This is a genomic window from Rheinheimera sp. F8, assembly GCF_001518915.1.
This window is the reverse complement of sequence record NZ_CP013656.1, coordinates 2,672,145-2,689,656: the sequence shown is the minus strand read 5'-3', so window position 1 is coordinate 2,689,656 and position 17,512 is coordinate 2,672,145. Positions and strand designations below refer to the sequence as shown.

General features: G+C 55.5%; 15 protein-coding genes. 11 read left to right on the top strand and 4 right to left on the bottom strand.

Annotated elements, in window-relative coordinates; translation table 11 throughout:
• Window positions 1-12: 12 nt before the first annotated feature.
• The 3 genes from ATY27_RS12050 to ATY27_RS12040 all read right to left on the bottom strand — a co-directional run bounded on the left by ATY27_RS12050 (window position 13) and on the right by ATY27_RS12040 (window position 2,981).
• Window positions 13-1,296: an HD-GYP domain-containing protein gene (locus ATY27_RS12050; RefSeq protein ID WP_279614556.1), complete on the bottom strand. Its 1,284-nt coding sequence runs from the start codon at window positions 1,294-1,296 to the stop codon at window positions 13-15.
• A 136-nt stretch (window positions 1,297-1,432) separates the two neighbouring features.
• On the bottom strand, window positions 1,433-2,044 hold the full coding sequence (locus ATY27_RS12045) for an HAD-IA family hydrolase (protein ID WP_208930890.1): 612 nt from the start codon (window positions 2,042-2,044) through the stop codon (window positions 1,433-1,435).
• Window positions 2,031-2,981, bottom strand: coding sequence for a LysR family transcriptional regulator (locus tag ATY27_RS12040; protein ID WP_208930889.1), 951 nt, complete (start codon window positions 2,979-2,981; stop codon window positions 2,031-2,033). The genes ATY27_RS12045 and ATY27_RS12040 overlap by 14 nt, the downstream gene beginning before the upstream one ends.
• A gap of 169 nt (window positions 2,982-3,150) precedes the next feature.
• Between ATY27_RS12040 and ATY27_RS12035 the strand changes: the two genes are divergently transcribed.
• Both ATY27_RS12035 and ATY27_RS12030 read left to right on the top strand, forming a co-directional pair.
• Entirely contained in the window at window positions 3,151-3,606 is a 456-nt protein-coding gene (locus ATY27_RS12035) for a DoxX family protein (RefSeq protein WP_208930888.1), read from the top strand.
• A 72-nt stretch (window positions 3,607-3,678) separates the two neighbouring features.
• A complete protein-coding gene (locus ATY27_RS12030) occupies window positions 3,679-4,383 on the top strand; it encodes a pirin family protein (protein WP_208930887.1) in 705 nt (234 codons plus the stop codon).
• Window positions 4,384-4,449: 66 nt separating this feature from the next.
• Here the strand turns inward: ATY27_RS12030 and ATY27_RS12025 are convergent, their stop codons facing one another.
• Window positions 4,450-4,794: a DUF3718 domain-containing protein gene (locus tag ATY27_RS12025; protein WP_208930886.1), complete on the bottom strand. Its 345-nt coding sequence runs from the start codon at window positions 4,792-4,794 to the stop codon at window positions 4,450-4,452.
• A 292-nt stretch (window positions 4,795-5,086) separates the two neighbouring features.
• Between ATY27_RS12025 and imuA the strand changes: the two genes are divergently transcribed.
• The 9 genes from imuA (at window position 5,087) to ATY27_RS11980 (ending at window position 17,424) form a co-directional block, all read left to right on the top strand.
• Window positions 5,087-5,779 carry a translesion DNA synthesis-associated protein ImuA gene (gene imuA / locus ATY27_RS12020; protein WP_208930885.1) on the top strand — a complete coding sequence of 231 codons (693 nt, stop codon included), beginning with the start codon at window positions 5,087-5,089 and terminating at the stop codon, window positions 5,777-5,779.
• A 91-nt stretch (window positions 5,780-5,870) separates the two neighbouring features.
• Window positions 5,871-7,409: a DNA polymerase Y family protein gene (locus ATY27_RS12015; RefSeq protein WP_208930884.1), complete on the top strand. Its 1,539-nt coding sequence runs from the start codon at window positions 5,871-5,873 to the stop codon at window positions 7,407-7,409.
• Window positions 7,409-10,567: an error-prone DNA polymerase gene (locus tag ATY27_RS12010; protein ID WP_208930883.1), complete on the top strand. Its 3,159-nt coding sequence runs from the start codon at window positions 7,409-7,411 to the stop codon at window positions 10,565-10,567. Before ATY27_RS12015 ends, ATY27_RS12010 begins: the two co-directional genes overlap by 1 nt.
• A 65-nt stretch (window positions 10,568-10,632) precedes the next feature.
• Complete coding sequence (locus ATY27_RS12005; protein WP_208930882.1) at window positions 10,633-11,091, top strand: hypothetical protein; 459 nt, start codon at window positions 10,633-10,635, stop codon at window positions 11,089-11,091.
• Between the two features lie 142 nt (window positions 11,092-11,233).
• Entirely contained in the window at window positions 11,234-13,930 is a 2,697-nt protein-coding gene (locus ATY27_RS12000; protein WP_208930881.1) for a hypothetical protein, read from the top strand.
• Window positions 13,931-13,999: 69 nt separating this feature from the next.
• On the top strand, window positions 14,000-14,890 hold the full coding sequence (locus ATY27_RS11995) for a DMT family transporter (RefSeq protein ID WP_244151285.1): 891 nt from the start codon (window positions 14,000-14,002) through the stop codon (window positions 14,888-14,890).
• The gene (locus ATY27_RS11990) at window positions 14,887-15,501 is read left to right on the top strand and encodes an ACP phosphodiesterase (protein ID WP_208930880.1); all 615 of its coding nucleotides are present in this window, start codon (window positions 14,887-14,889) and stop codon (window positions 15,499-15,501) included. Before ATY27_RS11995 ends, ATY27_RS11990 begins: the two co-directional genes overlap by 4 nt.
• Window positions 15,502-15,571: 70 nt before the next feature.
• Entirely contained in the window at window positions 15,572-15,970 is a 399-nt protein-coding gene (locus ATY27_RS11985; RefSeq protein ID WP_208930879.1) for a ribonuclease E inhibitor RraB, read from the top strand.
• Window positions 15,970-17,424 carry a protein adenylyltransferase SelO gene (locus ATY27_RS11980; RefSeq protein WP_208930878.1) on the top strand — a complete coding sequence of 485 codons (1,455 nt, stop codon included), beginning with the start codon at window positions 15,970-15,972 and terminating at the stop codon, window positions 17,422-17,424. The genes ATY27_RS11985 and ATY27_RS11980 overlap by 1 nt, the downstream gene beginning before the upstream one ends.
• Window positions 17,425-17,512: the final 88 nt, after the last annotated feature.

Here is a 17,512-nt window from a genome sequence, read left to right as displayed (position 1 = left end):
TTGGACCAAAGGTTATTTACGTTCGTTGCCCTGAATAAAATAACTGACTTGTGCCCGCGGATTCAGATATTCATACACAGCCTGCGGCAACGCCGAAGGCTTTAATACTTTGCTGATACTGAGTTTACCTTCCTGCAGCGTAATCACCGGCGCTTCCAGTCGCGGGATTTGCGAGTCGTACACCAGCACATTCGGATACAGCAACTGGTCGCTGTTGACCGACATCACCAGCCCCACTCTGTCATCACTGAGCTGCACTATAGTGCCGGGTGGATACACGCCCATCATTTTAATCAACTGGCCCATTTCATTGGCGCCCAGCTTGCCTTTCATCGTTTTAAACAAATAGGACATCGCATGATGCGGTGAGCGCGCTTTGGTCACGTCAACCGGATGACAAAGATTATCAAACTCGTTGACCACGGCCACCACTTTGGCCATCGCATCGATTTCGTTATCTTTGAGCCCCAGTGGGTAACCGCTGCCGTCCAGATATTCGTGATGTTGCTCCACCACAGGCCAGGCCGTTTTTGGAAAGGATTCGGTCAGTTTCAGCAACTCGATACCATAGCGGGTATGCATTTTCAGCAAGTTCGCTTCCGGCGCGGTTAAAGGTTCGGTTTTACGCAGAATTTGCGTTGGGATCTTCAGTTTACCAATGTCGTGGAATAACGCGCCGAGGCCGGTCAGTTTGACCTGGTCTGCATTCATGCCTAAATTTTTTGCCAGCATCATCGACAACACGGAAACGTTCAGTACGTGAAAATAAATGCTTTCCTGTTCTTTGCTGGCTTGCGAAATCAAATGCAACACTAATGAATCAGCGTTGATAATGGTATCGGCGATCTGATGGACCAGACTGGTGGCTTCTTCCACCGCCTGCAAGGGCCGGCTGCCGATTTTTGACATCACATTGCGCACCTGCACCATCGACTTCTCAAACGCCTTTTCGGTGCGCTGCAACTGCCGGCGCTGTTCTTTCGCCTGCTCGATCCGCTCGTTTTTTTCCCGCTCCAGCTGATAACGCAATTCACAGGCATGCTGCGCCAACTCTGCTGCCGGTGCGGCATCTTCGTGAATTTCCACACTGCTTTTATCTGGAAAGAAATAAACAAACGTTAAATCCAGAGTCTGGATAATGGCAATCTGTTCGTGATTTTCTACTTTGAATTTATTGGTCAGAAAAGGGTGCTTCATCCAGTTCACCGGTAACTGAATGAAATAACCAATTTTGACCTGAGACGGACTTATTTTCGCAACTGACACGCCACCCCCTTGATTCGGCACAAAATTCATCGATGCCGGGTAGAAATGACTACTGGAACTGCACTGAGTCTAGCAATCTATCACACAAATGTCTTTGATCTGACTGATGTTCTGCGGTTATTGCCATGTTTCACCAAGAATATGTAACTTAAATGAAAATAGTTATCTAACCGGATGTAATCGGTACCAATTTTTGCTGATAACGCTGCGCCAGTTCGGCAAAATGTTGCAGCACAAAATCGGCCTGATCACGATAATGACCATTGTCCGGGTTCAGATATAAACAACTCGGCATACCCGCCGCGCGTGCTGTAGTCAGATCAAAATGAAAATCACCAATAAACAACAAGTCTGCCGGCGCTTTTTGCCAATGGCTGGCGATGATCAATAAACCGGTGGGGTCCGGCTTGGCCGGCGCATCTTCGCGCGTCAGCACCAGATCAACGGCAATGCCAAGCCGTTGCAGGCAATGCTGGGTAGCACTGCGCATATTGCGGGTCAGGATCGCTGTTGGGATTTGCTGCTGTTGCAGCAGCGCCAGCAACTCGGCTGCACCGGGCATCCAGTCTGCGGACTGTGCCCCTGCCAGTTCAAATTGTTCAATGATGGTCACGGCGCGCTGATATTCACTGCGGACGGTAATGGTCGCCAGATGTTCCAGAATAGGCGTGCCGGCCGGCCAGCCAAGCTGTTGACATAACAGACTAAAATCAAGCTTTGAATCGACCAGCGTGCCGTCTAAATCAAAGATCACGCCCTGATGTTCACCCAATTGCATCAATATTATCCTCTGTAGTCAGGTCGCTCTGGAATACGGCAGCCCAGTCATATTGGCTCAATTGCTGAGTGAACCACAACAGCGCCTGGCCCGGTTGCGCCTGGCGGCGCCAGCCCAGATACATCATGGTTCCGGCGCGCGGCACCTCGCAGGCTTTAACAATCAGCGATCCCGCCTGGATCGCCTGGCTAATCAGATGTTTGGGCAGGAAGCCGACACCTAGCCCGGCCTGCTGCGCGGCAATTTTGGCCTGCATGCTGCTGACGAGCACCCGGCGGCGGCTGTCGTATAAACCGGAATCGCGCGCCGGTAAATCCAGTGCAGAATCACTGACGACTATCGCGGTTTGTTGCTGTAGATCCTGTTGCGTCACCACCCGGTTCAGCTGCGCCAATTCATGATGCGGCGCGACGGCAAAGACAAAATCCATCTGCGCCATCGGCTGCAGCTGGAACTGACCAGAGACGCCTTCACCGGATAAACCAACGGCTAAATCGGCCCGGCCACTTTGTAAAGCTTCCCAGCCGCCAGCCATCACTTGCTCGGTCAGCATGATTTGCGTCAGTCGGCCGAGCTGATGGAACTGGTCAATCAGACTGAACAACGGCTGCAACGGCACCACTGAATCCACCGCAATGACCAGCTGACGCTCCCAACCGGTATCGAGCTGCCGCACCGCTTCTTCTAATTGCCGGCTGGCCAGCAATAAATGACGGCCTTGCTGTAATAACAGCATCCCCGCTTGTGTCAGCTGGGCTTTTTGCCGGCTCCGGTCAAATAATTGCACGCCAAGGTCGCTTTCCAGCCGGGCTATGGTGTAACTCAGCGCCGAAGGCACCTTGTACAGCGATTCAGCTGCAGCGGCAAAACTTCCTTTACGATCAATAGCATCCAGCGCTCTGAGCGCTTCAAGGGTTAACACTGGCTGTAGCGCCATTTGCTGAACTCCGTTCATTCAAATATTTTGAACATGAGTGTCAATTTATTCCGCTTTTTTCAGGAACGCAAGCCGGTTACATTTATCTCAACGCAGCAGAACGCAGGCAATAACGCAGGTAGTAACGGCGAATGCAGCAGAACCTCAACAACATATTGGAGCAATACAAATGAAAAATTTAATCAAAACTTTCGTACAAAACACACAAGATTCAGGCAACAGCATCGCCAGCCTGGCGCTGCGGGTCCCAGCCGGCATCATTTTCGCTGCACATGGTGCACAAAAACTGTTTGGCTGGTTTGGCGGTTATGGTCTGCAGGGCACAGCTGGCTGGATGGAAAGCATCGGTCTGACCCCGGGCATTCCACTGACATTAATGGCCGGTGGTGCTGAGTTCTTTGGTGGCCTGGCGTTAATCCTGGGTCTGCTGACCCGCCCGGCAGCCTTTGTCCTGGCCATCACGATGCTGGTTGCGATTTTCAGCGTGCACTTTGCCAACGGCCTGTTTATGAGCAACAACGGTTATGAATTTGCCCTGTCACTGCTCGCCATCAGCGTGGCATTGACCTTCAGCGGCGCTGGTCGCTTTGCCATCGATAACTGGCTGGCGAAAAAACTGGCGTAACCCGGCCACTCATACGACGGCAACCCCCGGGTTGCCGTACTTCCCGTTAAACAGCTATTCAGGAGTCACCTCATGATCGAATTAAGAAAATCCGGCCAACGCGGCAGTGCGAATTTCGGCTGGTTACAAAGCCGCCACAGTTTTTCCTTTGGCCGCTATTACGATCCAGCGCAAATGGGCTTCTCTGCCTTACGCGTCATTAACGACGATCAGGTTGCCCCCGGTGCCGGTTTTGATACCCATGGCCATCGCGATATGGAAATTATCAGCCTGGTATTGGATGGCGTGATCGCCCACCGCGATTCAACCGGTGAAGTGGCAGAACTGCCGGCCGGTGAGTTTCAGCTGATGAGCGCAGGCCGTGGCATTATGCACAGTGAATTTAACGCCAATCCGGACAAAAACCTGCATTTCCTGCAGATCTGGATTGAACCGGACAGCGTCGGCGGTGAACCAGGTTATCAGCAAAAGCCGTTTGCCCAAACGCCGGGCCTGACGCTGGTGGCGTCAAAAACCGGCGAAGCCGGCAGTCTGCATTTAAAACAGGATGCGAAGCTGTATCAGCTCAGACTGGATGCCCAGAGTCAATTGCAGTATCAGGCGGCTGCCGGCCGTAAACTCTATGTGCATCTGGTTTCCGGGCCACTCAGCCTGCAAAGTGCAGACACTGAGATCACGCTGCAGGATGGCGATGGCGTGAAAATCGCCGATCTGACTGACTGGCAGTTGGTCAGCGGTGCACAACCGGTATTTGCCTTGTTGTTTGATTTACCCTGAGCCTGAAACACCTGTCAGCAAAAGGCCCGCAATCGCAGCGGGCCTTTTTTCTACCGCCGGCAAGTGTCAGCGCCCACGCACCACCACAGTACTCTGCCCAGGCACTGCAGCGATATCCTGAATATCCACATGACCTTTGACATATTTTTTCAGATGCTGGTACACCGCGGTATTGCCGGCCTGAAAAGCAAAACTGGCGACCGGCAGGTCATTACACAGCAGTTTATTCGCGGCAACCGCCGGACGAATGCGGTTGTGTTGCAGGTCCTGCTTAAAATCCAGCCGGTCTGACGTCGCGGCGCTGATACATAATGCTGTTTCCATTGATGGGTCTGCCGCTACATACAACGGTTCGGCGGCAACGCCTGCACTACTGACGATACAACAAACGATAAAGGTGAAAATACGCATGATGGCTCTCCTGTTTGCAACATCATCTACAGAGTCGCATATCAGGCGAAATTAGTTGTGAATGGCAGGCTGAAGACTGTAACAAACACTGCTGGCTTCACCCCGTACCGAATACTTATCTGCTTCATTTTCATCAGATTTTCTGCCAGTGGTAGCAGAAATGGGACAGGTCTGGTTACAGAGCAACAGCTATTTTCCAGCCCATAAGACCCGCCAGCTTTTTTCCGCCGCCCTCTTGCGGCAAAAAACAGAACACATATACTGTATATATAAACAGTATATTGGTATTGATATGCAACTGTCCGATCTGAAACAACAGGGTCACATCTGGTGCCTGAATGATGCCCCTTCCCCGCAACAAGCTTTGGCTCCGACTGGTTTTGCCGAGCTGGATCTGTTACTCGGCGGTGGCTGGCCCACGCAGCAGGTGATTGAGCTGCGCACGGCTTTTGGCATTGGTGAATTCCGGCTGTTATTACCTTATCTGCAACAGCAGGCCAGCCTTGGCAAGTTACAGGTGTATATCAACACACCGGCTCAGCTGCATGCGCCTTTCCTGAGCAGTCAGGGCCTGCCGTTATGGCAATTGCTGGACGTGCGGGCGCAGGATCGTGATGCGTTATGGGCGGCCGAACAATGTCTGAAAAGTGGCTGTTGCAGCACCGTCTTGTTGTGGCAGCACACGCTGAATATCGCCCGGCTGAAACGCCTGCAACTGGCTGCCGCAGAAGGCCAGGCCGAATTATTCTTGATCCGTCCCGCCGGTCAGGCACAGCTCAGTTTACCGGTAGGCCTTAGTCTGGCGCTGAGCCCCGCCGCCCTGGGCATTGAAGTGCGGGTATTAAAACGTCGCGGCGGCTGGCCAGGTGCCCGGCAACTGGTCAATTTCTCCGGGCGCTGGCCCCGACTGGTGCAGCAGCACGTCCAGCGACCGGTACAGTATGGGCCAAGCCCGGTGCATGACAGCGCCGCTGTTGCGATCTGAAGTGCAGAAGCGTCATGGCCTGAAGCTGCACGGACCTGATGCAGCAACCGAAGTGGTCTGCCACAGCGCAACTGAACAACGGAGGACTCTGATGCAAACATTATGGTTATATCTGCTGTTCCCACAGTTGCAACTGGACCTTTATAGCGATGCTATCAGCCCAGAGCCAACGGCAACGCCGGACCCAGCGGTGTTATTGCACCCGCAGGATCTGCGTGTACATCAGGCCAATGCGCCGGCGCGGTCGCTTGGTATCAAGCCAGGTCAGACGCTGGCACAAGCCTGTGCCATGTGCGCTACGTTACAGGTCATGCCGTGGCAACCGGCACTGGAGCAACAGCTGCTGGACATGCTGGCACTGGATTGTTATCAGCTGTGCGCCGATATTGCAGAGGCGCCACCGAACGCGCTGTGGTTACGGCTCGACCCGATGCTGCAGCTGTATGGCGGCCTGCCGGCATTTTTACAACAGCTGCTCCAACAGCTGCAACAACGGCCGTTGCAGTATCAATACGGTGTCGCCCTGAGCGCGGAAGCCGCGCGCCTGTTATGCCTGAGTCAGCCCGGGCAAACGGCCTTGACGCAGGCGCAGCAACAACTACAGCTAAGCGGCTGCCCGGTGTCGTTTCTGCATGTGACGCCGGCGACCATTCAGCAGCTGGAGCGTCTCGGTATCAATCAGCTTGGCCAGTTGTTGCTGCTGCCGGCAAACGAGCTGAGCCGGCGCTTTGGTGCCGACTTATACCTCTATCTGCAACGACTGCAGGGCAAACTGCCGCCATTATTACAATATTATCAGCCACCGGAGCAGTTCAGCGCCCGCCTCGAACTGCTATATCAGCTGGAGCAATATCCCCAGCTGCACAAACCGTTGCAGCATTTGTTGCTGCAACTGCAGCATTATTTGCAGCGCCGTGATCAGCTCTGTTATCAGCTGCAGCTGGAACTGACGCTGCGGGATCAACCGCCCCTGACGCTGAAACTGCAGTCGCCGCAGGCCGAAGCATTGGCCTGCCGCTGGCTGAACTTGTGGCAGCTGAAACTTGAAGCCTTGCGACTGCCCGCACCGGTATTGGCCCTGGCACTTTGTGCCAGCCAATACTGTGGCCGCGATACCGACAGCGACGACCTGTATGCCGGCCGGCGTGGCCAATATACGCCGCTGCAACTAGTTGGCTTGCTGCAAGCCAAACTCGGCAGCGCCCAGGTCTGCCGGCCAGCGCAGGTCGCCGCTTATCTGCCGGAGATGGCCGGAGTGAGCATCCCGCTGCAAAGCGCTGCCCCCGCAGGCGTGACGCCGCAGGCAAGGCAACAGCCAGCGCTAGCGCAAACTACGGCGCAAACTGTCGCGCAAACACCGGCGACATATAAAGTCGGTACAGATCCCTCCACGACCGGCACTGTGACCGGTCTGCCGCCTCCACACCGGCCGGCGTTTTTGCTTGCGCAACCACAGCCGCTGCAGCAGCAAGTACAATTGCAGCCAGGTCTGGAGCGGATCCAGAGCCAATGGTGGCAGGGACCGTCAGAAGCCCGTGATTATCTGACCGCGCAAAGTGCCGACGGCCGCTGGTTGTGGATTTACCGCACAGAACAACAGCAGTGGTTTGTGCATGGCGTGTTTGCCTGATGGACTATGCCGAACTGTTTTGTCAGAGCCATTTTTCCTTTCTGAGCGCCGCCGCCAGCCCGGAGCAACTGGTTTGTACCGCCGACAATCTGGGCTATCAGGCGCTGGCACTGACCGATGAATGTTCCGTCGCCGGCGTGGTACGGGCGCATCGCCAAATCAAACAACAGCAACTCAAGATCCGGTTGATTGTCGGATCGTATTTTCGCTACGGCGCAGATCTGCGTCTGCTGTTGCTGTGTCCGGACCGGAAAGCTTACGCCGAGCTGTGCCGCATCATCAGCAACAGCAGACGGCGTGCCGTCAAAGGCCAATATCAGCTGGAAGAATGGGATTTAAAAAGCTGCCGGGACTGCCTGGTGCTGTGGCTGCCCAGTGCCATCCCCGCCAGCGACCTACATTGGGGCGCATGGCTGAAGCGTCAGTTTGGCTCCCGCTTATATCTGGCCCAGCAGCGTGTGCTGGATGCGTGCGATTATGACTATCAGCAACATTGCCAGCAGCTGAGCCACCAGTTTGAGCTACCGGCCTGTGCCGTCGGTGCGGTGCTGATGCATGAAGCCGCGCAGCAACCACTGCTCGATGTGATGACTGCGATCCGGCTGGGGCTTCCCGTCACTGACGTCGGCCTCGATTTGTCCGCCAACCGGGAGCGCTGCTTAAGACCCATCAGCAAGTTGACACATTTGTTCCATGCGGATTTGCTGGCGCAAAGCTGTCGGGTCGCTGCACTGTGCCAGTTTAATCTCGATAGCCTGCGCTATGAATATCCGGCCGAGCTGGTGCCGCCCGGTCAGACGGCGATGCAATATCTGCGTCAGCTGGTGGCGGAAGGCAGCGCTGTACGTTTTGGCGACAGCGTGCCTGCGGCGATCGCCGCACAAATAGAATACGAGCTGCAGCTGATCGCCGAGCTCGATTATCCCTATTATTTTCTGACCATCGCCGATATCGCCCGCTTTGCCCGCGAACAGCAAATTTTGTATCAGGGCCGCGGCTCGGCAGCCAATTCAGTCGTTTGCTATTGCCTGCAAATCACCGCCGTTGATCCGCGGAAAATTTCGGTACTGTTTGAGCGTTTTATTTCCCGCGAGCGGGATGAACCGCCGGACATTGACGTCGATTTTGAGCATGAACGCCGTGAAGAAGTGATCCAGTACATCTATCAGAAATACGGCCGGCAACGTGCTGCTTTGACGGCCACGGTGATTTGTTACCGGCTGCGCAGCGCCGTCCGTGACGTCGGTAAAGCACTGGGGTTTGCCATCACCCAGCTCGAATACTGGCTGAAACAACTGAACCGGCGCCATCCTGACCTCAGCTGGTGGCAACAACTGGCACAACATGGTCTGGATATCCACAGCCTGCCGGCGCAGCAGCTGATCAGTCTGGTGGAGCAAATCCGCGGCAAACCCAGGCATTTATCCCAGCATGTCGGTGGTTTTGTCATTTCCGCCGGCCCGCTGCATGAAATGGTGCCGGTGGAAAACGCCAGCATGGCCGATCGCACCGTGATCCAATGGGACAAAGATGACTTAGAAACACTGGGCCTGATGAAAGTCGACATTCTGGCGCTCGGCATGTTGTCGGCGCTACGTAAAGCCTTAGCGATGATCAATCAGCAGCGGGAAGTGCCGCTGACGCTGGCGGAGATCAGTCAGACCGGTGATGACCCTGCCGTATACCAGCAAATCCAACAGGCCGACACTGTCGGCGTGTTTCAGATTGAATCGCGCGCCCAGATGAGTATGTTGCCGCGGCTAAAGCCAGCTTGCTTTTATGATCTGGTCATTGAAATCGCCATAGTCCGGCCCGGCCCGATTCAGGGCGATATGGTGCACCCGTTTTTGCGCCGCCGCGATGGTCTGGAACCCGTCAGTTATCCGTCGCCTGCAGTTGAGGCAGTGTTAAGCCGGACTATGGGCGTGCCAATTTTTCAGGAACAAGTGATTAAACTCGCGATGGTCGCGGCCGGTTTTTCCGGCGGCGAAGCCGATCAGCTGCGCCGGGCCATGGCCAGCTGGAAAAAAAACGGCGAACTGCTGCAGTTTGAAGCCAAGCTGATTAACGGTATGCAGCAACGCGGTTACGCCGAAACTTACGCCAAACAGATCTTTGCGCAGATCTGTGGTTTTGGTGAATATGGCTTTCCCGAATCGCACTCCGCCAGTTTTGCCTTGTTGGCTTATGCCTCGGCCTGGCTGAAATGTTATTACCCACTCGAATTTCTGACCGCTTTACTCAACAGCCTGCCGATGGGGTTTTATTCCGCGTCGCAGCTGGTACAGGATGGCAAACGCCATGGCTTGCAGGTATTGCCGGTCTGTATTCAGCATTCTGACTGGGATCACAAGATAGAGCAGAGCCCAACAGGCCCGGCGCTGCGACTGGGGTTGCGTCAGGTCAAAGGACTGCAACAGGATTTATTACTGCCGGTATTACAGCAGCGCCCCGCCGAAGGTTTTCATAGCCTGAGCAGCCTGAAACAAAGCGGCTTAAGACAAGACCAGTTGGCCGCACTGGCCAGCAGTGATGCGCTGCAGGCGCTGTCTGGCCATCGTTTTGCCAGCCGCTGGCAGTTGCTGGACCGGCTGGATGAACTGCCGCTGTTTCGCCAGCCAGTACGCCAGCCAGCACAACAGCCGCCAAGCACTGAGCCTTTATTGTTACAGCAGCTGGGACTGGATTTGCACACCGAACCAGAGGCTCCGGGTTGTCCGTTGCCGACACCGGACGCCTGGCAGCAACTCGGCGAGGATTATCAGAGTCTGGGGCTGAGCCTGACGCAGCATCCGGTGGCGTTGTTACGCCAGCATCCGACACTGGTGAAACAGTCGCTGCAACGCGCCTGTGATTTAGCCACCTGCCGCTCTGGTCAGGTGCTGCGGGTGATTGGCCTGGTCACAGTGCGGCAAAGCCCAGGTACCGCCGGTGGCGTCACTTTTGTCACGCTGGAAGATGAGACCGGTCAAATTAACCTGATTGTCTGGCAGGCGACGGCACAGGCACAGCAGCAAACCTTTATCAGCAGCCGGCTCTGGTTGGTGCATGGCGTGCTGCAACGCGAAGGCCTGGTCAGCCATCTGGTCGTTGGCAGAATAGAAAGCCTGGACCCGCTATTACCGGTGTTTCAGAGCCCAAGCCGGGATTTCCACTGATCCGCCGGCGCGTGTTCAGGGTAGAATCTGAGTGAATCAATCAACAGCAATCATCCTGACCAACCATGACAGAAGCAGACAAATACCAACGTTTTGACCAGTTCCTGCAAAAACGCCGCAGCGGTGCGTTGCGTGACAACAATAGCAGCGCACAACGACAATCCCGCTATGACAGCCCAAAAGGCCGGCAGGAAAAAAACGTCGACGCCACCATTTTGCAACTGCACAGTGCCATGGTGGATAAAATCCTCGCCAATCCGGCGCTGCTGCCGCCGGTCGTGGCACAGCTTGAACAAGAGCAGCAACAAGGTTTATTACGCCACAGCGCTTATTTATTCTGGAGCTGCGCTTTTGCGATGATTGAACAGCCGCAGTTATTCCGGGCGGCGCTGTTAAGTCCGGAACCACAGGCCTGCAAACATCGCCGGCGCACCCGTTTACGCGGCATTCTGACCGAAACCGAGCGCGAACAGGTGTTATCAGGGCAATGGTTGTCGCCTGCAGCGCTCACTGACCGGACTTAAAACCCGCGTGCCGCATAAACAACATAAAGTTCCAACACCGTTAAGCTGTTAACTCTGCAAAAAGCTTGTGCAGGGTGTACCCTAAGCCGTCCCCTTTGAGTACACTCAAGCATCTTCTTGTTGGTTTTTATTGGGTTTCTCCATGTTGCTGAATTCTGTTACCCGTGGCCTGTGTCGTTTCAGTGCCGGCGCTGTGCTGCCGGCGTCTTTATTGCTTTCTCCAATATTTTTCTACTCTGCACTGACGCAAGCGCAGCAGGTCATGGCGCAGCCTGCGACAGCTCAGCCTGCGATCGAACCACAGACCGAAGCCACTGGCGCACAGCCCGCAGCGCCCCGTCTGGCTGGTGAACTGCAAAGCCGCCAGCTACAGAGTAAATTTGGCAGTGTCAGTGTCGAAGCCCTGACGCAAAAAAATGAGGACGGCAGCGTCAACAGCCGCCAGTTCGTGCTCAAAGCCGGCCCGGCAACAGCGCCTACCGAAAAAACCATCAGCCCGACAGCAGGCGACGCGCTGCTACTGAGTAAAAACCCATTGTTCGATGCCGCGTTTGCGTTAAGCCAGCAGGAACGCCAGCAGAACAGTGTCAGCGAAATCACCGACTGGGGCTTTAATGACCAACAGGCGCTGCCTTGTCCTTGCTTTGAAACCGGCGCCAAATGGCATTATGTCTGGACCCGTGATTTATCCTATGCCTTGGATTTAGGCCTCGGGGCGCTGGACCCGGTACGCGCACAAACTTCCTTGTTGTTTAAAACCTCGCAGGTGCGGCCTGAACTGATTGCCCGCGGCGTCGACAACACGGAAGTCGCGCTGCAGGACACAGGCTCCGGTGGCAGCTGGCCGGTCAGTTCTGACCGCGTGGTCTGGGTGCTGGCTGCCAGTGGCCTGACGGCACAAGACCCCACAGGCGCATCGAATCAGGCCGCCGCAGACGCCTGGCAACAGCGTTGGTACGCCATTGCCCGTAATACTATTGTGCAGGACCGGGCTTATATTTTTGATGCCCGTTTGGGTTTATACCGCGGTGAAACGTCTTTCCTTGACTGGCGCGAGCAGAGCTATCCAAGCTGGACCGCCAAAGATACCTTATTCCTCGCAGAGTCATTTTCGCTCTCCACCAACGTGCTGCATTATGTCGCGTTAAGCCGCGCCGCAGAGGCCGCCAAAACGCTGGAACCCGCGCGCGCAAACGAGCTGGCACAAATGGCACAAGCGCTGAAACAAGCGATCAACAGCTGGTTCTGGCTGCCAGAGCGTGGCCTGTACGCCCGCTATATCGGTGCCGCACATAACCCAATGCCGGTGGAACAATACGATTTACTGGGTCTGTCGCTGGCCATCAGCCATGGCGTGGCCTCACCGCTGCAAGCCGAGCAGATTTTGCAGAATTACCCGTTGACGCAGGCCGGTCCGCCGGTGATTTTCCCGGCGCTGCCGGACGTGCCGATTTATCATAACCGCGCGATCTGGCCTTTTGTCAGCGCTTATCAACTGCGCGCGGCACGGCAGCAAAATCAGGCTGAACTGTTCCACAAAATCGCCGTGTCGTTGTATCAGGGCGCCGTGCTCAATCAGTCGAATATGGAAAATCTGGAATGGCTCAGTCAAAAAGCCCATGTCGAAGATGGTGCTTTATCCGGTCCGGTGATTAATTCTGAACGCCAGCTCTGGTCCGTCGCGGCTTATGGTGATTTGGTGATCGGTCAGCTGTTTGGCGCGCAGCTTAGTGCCGGCACGCTGACGATCAATCCGTATATTCCGGCGGATCTGGCGCGTGAACTGGATCTTGGCAACAGTCTTCACCTGCAAAACCTGAACCTGGCCGGCACCACACTGGATTTACAGCTCGAGTTACCAGCGCAGGCTCGCCGTGGCCAGGTGTACCGGCTGGCGCAAATCAGCCTGAACGGTCAGCCGCAAGTGCTGACCGGCAACCAGCAATTCAGTATCAACCTTGATGATTTCAGTCAGCAGCGCAACGAGCTGGTGCTGAAACTGCAGGCGATGGATGCGCCGGTGTCCCGCCTGACTGAGCTGCGTACCGCCAATAACAGTGGCCCGCTTGGCAGCATCAGCAGCAGCGAAAAACGCAAACTGCTGGCCCCGAAAGAGCCGCTGCTGAGCTTAAGCCTCAGTGACAAGGGTATTCCGACGCTGCAGTTTGATGCCGCCGGTGAAACTGACACCCGTTTCAGCCTGTATAAAAATGGCGTGCCGGTAAAACTCAAACCCCGTCAGCAAGACTGGACTGACAGCAAAGCCAAAGCCGAATACAGCCAGTGTTATGCACTGACGCAACACTACAAAGACACCGGCTTAAGCTCGCAACCGAGCCGCACCTTGTGTACACCTGGAGCCAGTGTCGAACTGGTGGCGGGTCAGGGGCTGACCAGCGCAGATCACGACATCAGCGACTATCTGCAGCATCCGGTGTTTAAAAACTGGGGGGCGCCAGAGCAACAACTTCAACTTAATTTCACCGCCAGCCACGCCGGTAGGCATGCCCTGCGTCTGCAGTACTTCATCGACAACGGCCCGATCAATACCGGCATCACTGCGGTGGTCAAACGCCTCAGTGCAGACTGTCCGCAGTCTGGCAAACAGCAGGCCACGCTGGTGATGCCGCATCTGGCGACCGCCCTGGAAGCCGGCTGGTCGAGCCGGGCTGATTTTCATGTCAAAGCCGGCGAGGTTTGCCAGCTCACCATTTCAGATGGTTTTAACATGAGCTATCTGCAGCATTTTAATTTATATACCGGCGGCAAAGGCGGTCGTACCGGCCCGCTGAATCAGGCGGTGATCCACAAAGCGCTGATCCAGCCGATGGCCGAGTAACACTCAGCCTGCCGCTACAAAAAGCCTGGTACGCAGCGACCGGGCTTTGAATGTTCCTTTGGAGTTGTTGTGAACCTGTATCTGATCCTTGCTTTAATCTCCGCCGTGTCGATGGCCAGCAGCGGCGTCATTGCCCGCCTGTCCGGCTTAGCACCGGCTGAACTGACTTTTTATCGCTTGTTTGTTGGCGCCATCTGCTTGTTTACGCTGGTCCTGCTACTGGGTAAACAGGCCGAACTGAAGCAAAAGCCGGACCGGCGCATTGTGCTCAATGGCGTGTTGCTGGCCAGCTTTATGATGTGTTTTCTCAAGGCCATTAGTTTTATCAGCCTTGCTAACGCCATTATGCTGGTTTATCTGGCGCCGGCACTCGCCGCCATTGCCGCGCATTTCCTGTTCGATGAAAAACTGGATTTGGCTTCAGGGCTGTTGATCGCCTTGTCGTTTTTAGGCTTTGCCATGCTGCAGCAATTTAAACTCGACCTGGTGCTGACCGAAGCGCAGTGGCCGGGTTTTGTCTATGGCATGCTGTCACTGGTCACCTATACAGGATTTTTGTTAGCGAACCGGCACAGCGGTAAATCAGAATCACCGCTACAACGGGCGTTTTATCAGCTGATCATCGGCGCTTTATGTGTATTGCCGTTTCTGAGTGCAGCCCCAATCCCTGGCGCAGACACGCTGCTGTGGGTATTTTTAGCCGGCTTTTTCCCCGGCTTTCTGGCGATTTATCTGGCGATTGTCGCGCTTGAGCATTTACCAACGCGGGTGTTTGGCACGCTGGCTTATATCGAACCCGTTGCGGTTATTCTGGCCGGCTGGTGGCTGTTTGGCGAAACACTGAGCCCGCTGCAACTGGGTGGCGTGGCGATGATTTTGCTGGCTGGTCTGGTGCAATCGTTGTTGCATCAGCAGCGGGTTCCGGCGCTACCCAATCCCCAACCCAGGCCCGTGCCTTGAATTTCCTCGCCCATCTGGTACTGGCCGAAGACAACGCCGAAGCGCGTTTTGGTAACCTGCTGGGTGATTTTTGTCATGGCGTTGATGTCAGCGCCCTGCCGCCGGTCGTCCATGCCGGCCTGCTGCGCCATCGCGCCATCGACCGCTTTACCGATGCTGCCAGCGAGGTGCGCGCGGCCAAAGCCTTATTCAGTGCACAGCGGCGCCGCTTTGCGCCAGTGATGGTCGATGTGCTGTTTGACCATTTTTTATTACGGCATTGGCAGCGTTTTGAACAACGGGCCTATTCACCGTTGTGCCAGCAGATTTATCAGGACTTATGGCAACAACGCGCCAAAATGCCACCAGCAATGGCTGCCACCGTGACGTCCATTGTGCAACACGACTGGTTTGCCAGTTATCGCAGTATCGAAGACATCGGTCTGGCGCTGGACCGTATTGCCAGCCGCATCCGTTTTGCCAACCAGTTTTCCGGCAGCATTGACGAAATTCGCTTCCATTACCGCAAATTAGACCAGCTGTTTTTGCAGTTTTACCCACAACTGCAAGCTTTTGTCCGGCAACTGGGGCCGGAACAAACGGCGCTGGCGGCCAGCAAAGCGCCCGGTTGAAACGCCTGTACAGCAGAAAAAAATGTTACACTATCCGCAATTTACTTCCCTCTTTTAATTCGGAGCTGATATGAGCCAATTTCCTGACGACGGCAACGGCGATATGCTGCAAGCCATGCACGATTCCGGCATGGATTTAACCAAACCGCTGGATCTGGATTTTTACCTGGTATTTCCCAATCGCGACAAAGCCGAAAAGGCGCTGGAAGCGATGAGCAAACTGGAGCAACCCGGTGAAGTCGAACTGAATTTAAATGACCTGGATCAGTGGGAGCTGATTGTGTCGCTGAACATGCAACCAGACCATGCGGTGATCACCGCCAAAGAAGCCGAACTGGATAAATTTGCCAAAAAATTCAGTGGCCATAACGACGGTTGGGGCGTGATGCAACATCAGGACGGCGACGACGAATTCGCTGACGATCACGACCATGAATGTGATGACGACTGCGATCATCACCACCACTGATGCCTTTCACCGCTGAACTGACTTACCGCACGCTGGGCCCGCTGTTTTATCAGACAGTGGCACCCACGCCTGTGGCAGCGCCAGACTGGCTGCTGTTTAACGCTGCCTTAGCGGCAGAGTTGCAGTGGCCAGAAGGCGCCAGGCAAACACCACTGGGCCTGCAGTATTTTTGCGGCAACCAGCTGGCGCCCTGGATGCAACCGACGGCATTAGCCTATACCGGCCATCAGTTTGGTTCTTTGGCGCCCCGCCTGGGCGATGGCCGGGCTTTATTATTGACTGAAGTGCTGAGCCTCAGCGGCAAGCGCTTTGACGTGCAGTTAAAAGGCGCGGGTCCGACGCCGTTTTCGCGCCGTGGTGATGGCCGTGCCGCGCTTGGCCCTGTGCTGCGGGAATATCTGATCAGCGAATGGATGGCCGCCGTTGGCGTGCGCACCAGCCGCGCGCTCGCTGCGGTTACCACTGGCGAAACCATCTACCGCGATACACGGGTACCCGGTGCAGTGCTGACCCGGGTCGCGGCGTCGCATATCCGCATCGGGACTTTTCAGTATGCGTCGATGCACGGCAGCAGTGCGGATGTCAAAGCGCTGGCCGATTATGTCATCACCCGGCATTACGCTGAAATACGCGATGATGCACAGCCTTATCTGGCACTGTTGCGCGCAGTCGCTACGGCACAGGCCGACCTGATTGCGCACTGGATGAGCCTTGGTTTTGTCCATGGCGTGATGAATACCGACAATATGACCGTCAGCGGCGAAACCATCGACTATGGCCCTTGTGCCTTTATCGATGCATTTGACCCCAGCGCTTGTTTCAGCTCGATTGATAGCCAGGGTCGATACGCCTATCGCAATCAGCCGCCGATCGCTCAGTGGAATTTAGCGCGGCTTGCCGAATCATTATTGGTATTGCTGCACGAAGACGAGCAACAAGCCATCGCCGCGGCGATGACCGTGCTCAACGACTTCCCGGCACTGTATCAGGCCGCACGACTAAAGCGGTTTGCCGCGAAGCTAGGCTTACCGTCGCCGCTTGAGCCTGATCTGCCGCTGATTGATGATCTGTTGACGTTACTTTCGCAGCAACAAATTGATTTCACGTTATTTTTCCGTGAGCTGTCGCGCCCTGCCGCCATTCCGGGCGCTCTGGCCGGCCAGCTATTTGCTGAACCTGCCGCTTTTAATGCCTGGCAACAGCGTTGGCTACAACGGCTGACTGCAGCGGCTCTGGACCCGGTAGCGCTGAGCCAACAGCTGCTACAGGCCAATCCGGCTTTTATTCCGCGTAACTTCCGCATTGAACAAATCATCGACAGTGCACTCAATGGTGATCTCGGACCGGCACGGGCATTTGTAAACGCCAGCCAAACCCCGTTTGACGATGAGCTGCATTGGGCTGAATTGCCGCCAGCCAGTTTTTGCAACTACCAGACGTTTTGTGGCACTTAAGCCCGGGATTGTGCGCCAGGCACTGACCGGACCAATCATCCGCGCTGGTTTTCAGCCGCAGTCGGTTGATCCACAAGGCCCACGCCGC